The sequence below is a fragment of the Streptomyces sp. NPDC102437 genome, from assembly GCF_044765565.1.
Taxonomy (GTDB): Bacteria; Actinomycetota; Actinomycetes; order Streptomycetales; family Streptomycetaceae; genus Streptomyces.
In genome coordinates this window covers 1-3,279 of record NZ_JBIWKI010000128.1, presented here as the reverse complement: position 1 = coordinate 3,279, position 3,279 = coordinate 1, and the positions used below count along the sequence as shown (strand labels likewise).

Annotated in this window: 2 protein-coding genes and 2 pseudogenes; 3 read left to right on the top strand and 1 reads right to left on the bottom strand. The window is 66.6% G+C overall.

Annotated elements, in window-relative coordinates; translation table 11 throughout:
* Nucleotides 1-336: 336 nt before the first annotated feature.
* The 3 genes and pseudogenes from ACIRJP_RS42185 to ACIRJP_RS42175 form a co-directional block, all read left to right on the top strand.
* Entirely contained in the window at nt 337-939 is a 603-nt protein-coding gene (locus ACIRJP_RS42185) for a gamma carbonic anhydrase family protein (protein WP_404186485.1), read from the top strand.
* A gap of 440 nt (nt 940-1,379) precedes the next feature.
* A pseudogene (locus ACIRJP_RS42180) lies at nt 1,380-2,046 on the top strand (response regulator); the annotation flags it as partial.
* Nucleotides 2,047-2,380: 334 nt separating this feature from the next.
* Nucleotides 2,381-2,822, top strand: a pseudogene (locus tag ACIRJP_RS42175) (transposase); the annotation flags it as partial.
* A gap of 33 nt (nt 2,823-2,855) precedes the next feature.
* Here ACIRJP_RS42175 and ACIRJP_RS42170 read toward each other — a convergent pair.
* Complete coding sequence (locus tag ACIRJP_RS42170) at nt 2,856-3,104, bottom strand: integrase core domain-containing protein (RefSeq protein ID WP_404186483.1); 249 nt, start codon at nt 3,102-3,104, stop codon at nt 2,856-2,858.
* Nucleotides 3,105-3,279: the final 175 nt, after the last annotated feature.

Genomic DNA, 3,279 nt, shown 5'->3' with positions numbered 1-3,279 from the left:
CCGCCTTGAACTCCGGCGGATAGTGCTTCATGACCACGACACGTCCATCTCTCAGATCCTCAAGATCCACTATCTCCAGTGTCCAAGATCAGGGGCGAAGGCCCCAACACGTCAACGCGTTGACCGACTCCCTGAGCCCATGACCGGACGTCGAGAACATCAACAGGAACACCAAGCCCAGCCGGTCGTCACCACCAGCCCCAGACACCAACCCAAAGCCAAATCCGACGAAAACCCAGAGAACACACTCTCGCAGGAACTCAGCCAGGCCTGGCGCGGGTCTTGCCTGGTGGAATGCTGTGCGCCAGTGCCCCAGGGCGAGGCATGATCGTGGCCATGCTGATCGCTCATGAGGGTTGTTCGCCGACGGTCCACCCCACGGCCTACGTTGCTCCGACCGCCACGCTGTGCGGGGACGTGCGCGTGGCGGCCGGGTGCCGGGTGCTGTTCGGTGCGGTGCTCACCGCCGAGGGCGGGCCAGTGGAGCTGGGCGAGGACACCATCGTGATGGAGAACGCGGTCGTGCGTGGTACCCGACGGGATCCGCTGATTCTGGGACGGCAGGTCCTGGTGGGCCCCACCTCCTATCTGACCGGCTGCCGGGTCGAGGATGAGGTCTTTCTGGCCACCGGCAGCCGCGTCTTCAACGGAGCACGGATCGGGACCCGCTCCGAGGTGCGGATCAACGGCATCGTGCATCTGCGCACCGTGCTGCCCGCCGACTCGATGGTGCCGATCGGCTGGGTCGCCGTCGGCGACCCGGTGCGCATCCTTCCGCCGGAGGACCACGACGGAATCTGGGCAGTGCAGAAGAACCTGGACTTCCCCGGCTACGTCTTCGGCCTGGACCGCCCAGCCGACGGCGAGAGCCTGATGCCAGCGATCTCCGAACGCTTCGGACGCGGCCTCGGCCGCCACATCAACGACCAACAGATCTGACCCCCGGCCGGAGGAGCTCACTCCTGGCATCCACCGCTCGGCTCCACCAGGCAAGCCGCAATGAGTGCCTGCAGTCAGCCTCGCTAACGCTGGGGGTGCACTCCGGCCGCCGCGTCCGGTGCGCATCGTGGTGCGCCGCACTCCTGGCCTCGCACGTGGAGACCGCTGCATTCCGCATCGCCAGGAGGCGTTGACCAATCTCGTCAGGCATGTGGGCACCGCCCGTGCCCGGCTCCACACAGGAAGACCGAGGCAATCGTGCAGCTCGACATCACCGACGGGCGCGGCCATCGGACAGCGACCCGCCCGCTCCCTCCCTCCGGCGGCCACGGCCTGATCAACATTCGGGAACATGCACGTTCGTGCGGCGGAACCGCCGAATGCGGTCCCCGTACCGACGGCTCCGGCTTCCGGGTCCGCCTCCCGCTCCTCCCTCCGTCATGAGCGGCGGTACGGCGGCCGGGCCGCTGCGCGTGGTCGTCGCCGACGACCAAAAACTGGTCCGGGCCGCCTTCGCGGTGATCCTGGACGTCAGCCGGACATCGAGGTCGTCGCGGAAGCAGCCAACGGCGCCGAGGCGCTCGCGGCGGTACCGGCCCACGCCCCGGACGTCGCACTGCTCGACATTCGTATGCCGGGCATGGACGGCCTCACCGCCACCGCCGAGATCTGCGCCACCACCGCCACCCGCGTGATCATCCTGACTACCTTCGACCTCGACGCATACGTGTTCGAGGCGCTGCGCGCGGGTGCGAGCGGCTTCCTCCTCAAGGACGTCCAGCGCGACGATCTCGCCACGCTGGCCGGGGCGTCGCGGGTGGCGATTTCGTCCTTTCACCTGCCGCCACCAGTAAGCTCATTGCCCACTGCACCAACGCATCCGCCGCGGTGTCGCTGCTCCCCGACCCCCGCCTCGGCTCCTTCACCTCGCGCGGACCCTGCGCCTGCTCGACCGTGGCCTCACCGATCCGGAGATCGGCCGCGACCATGGGCATCAGCGAACACACCGTAAAGACTCACGTCAGCAACATTCTCACCAGGATCGGCCTCCGCGACCGCATCCAGACGGTGATCACGGCGTATGAGGCAGGCCTGGCGGTACCGGGCCGCAGGAGCCCGGTGAATTCCGTTGCCGGAGCGTCTTCTTCCGGCTCCGTCAGGGCGACGTCGGCAGCCCCACTTCGTGGGCGCGCCCAGACGTTGAAGGGTATTGGCGACGTGAAGTGGGCTCTGGCAGCGATCACGGGGGAGTCGTCACGGTTGGTGGAGGGGCTGTCCGATCCTGGTTTGTCTGCCGGGGTAGCACGATGCAGCCCATACCCACCAGACCTGCGGAGCAATGCTTGGAACCTGTGGATCGGTCCTGGGAAGGACGTAGAAGGCGTACCTTCCCGAATGATCCTGTGAATGGTCACCGAGCAGGCCCGCGTTCGCAGTGCGGATCGGGAAGGCGCGGTGCTCAGCAGTAGTCACTGCCGACGGTTCCTCCCAGTCCGGCTCCCTGATCGACGAGATCGTCCGCGAGAGCGCCCGCCGGTTGCTCGCCGCCGCACTGGAAGCAGAAGACAACCAGTACGTAGCCGAGTTGGCCGCCGAGACCGACGAAAGACGAACACGGGCGGCGCCTGGTGGTCCGCAACGGCCACCACCAGCCCCGGGCCGTGGTCACCGTAGCCGGACCGCTCGAGGTGAAGGCACCGCGGGTGAACGACTGCCGCATCGACGATGCGACCGGCGAGCGCAAGCGTTTCTCCTCGAAAATCCTGGCCCCGTGGTGCCGCAAGTCGCCGAAGATCTCCGAGTTGCTGCCGTTGCTCTACCTGCACGGACTCTCGTCCGGGGACTTCGTGCCCGCACTGGAGCAGTTCCTCGGCGGCACGGCCTGAAGTTCCCCCTGGGGCCTGGACAGCGGGTATTTAGGCTGCGGGGGTGAGGTCCTGCCTGAGCAAGGTCCTCGTTTCGAGCGGGGTGACGTACCCGTACTCGGGGTGTCTGCGGAGTCGGATGCGGTTGTACTCGATCTCGATGTAACGGAAGACATCGGCTCGGGCGGCCTCGCGGGTCTCCCAGACGTTGGTTCCGATCTCCGCTTTGAAAACGGCGAACCAGCTTTCCGCGGCAGCGTTATCGTAACAAGAGCCGACACGACCCATCGACTGCCTCATGCGCAACTTCCGTAGCTCTGTGCTGAATTCGTCACTCGTTTATTCGGCGGATTCAATTGCGACGACCGGTTGAGTCCAAGCAGTACAGCAGCCGGGCCTTCGCCGACGCCTGCCGCCGGGCAGGCGTGACCCAGTCCATGAGTGCCGTCGGCAGCTCGGCGGACAACGCCCTGGC

Excerpts from the sequence above, each read along its gene's own strand:
- ACIRJP_RS42185 (WP_404186485.1), top strand. The coding sequence starts at position 337 with ATGCTGATCGCTCATGAGGGTTGTTCGCCGACGGTCCACCCCACGGCC.
- ACIRJP_RS42170 (WP_404186483.1), bottom strand. The coding sequence starts at position 3,104 with ATGAGGCAGTCGATGGGTCGTGTCGGCTCTTGTTACGATAACGCTGCC.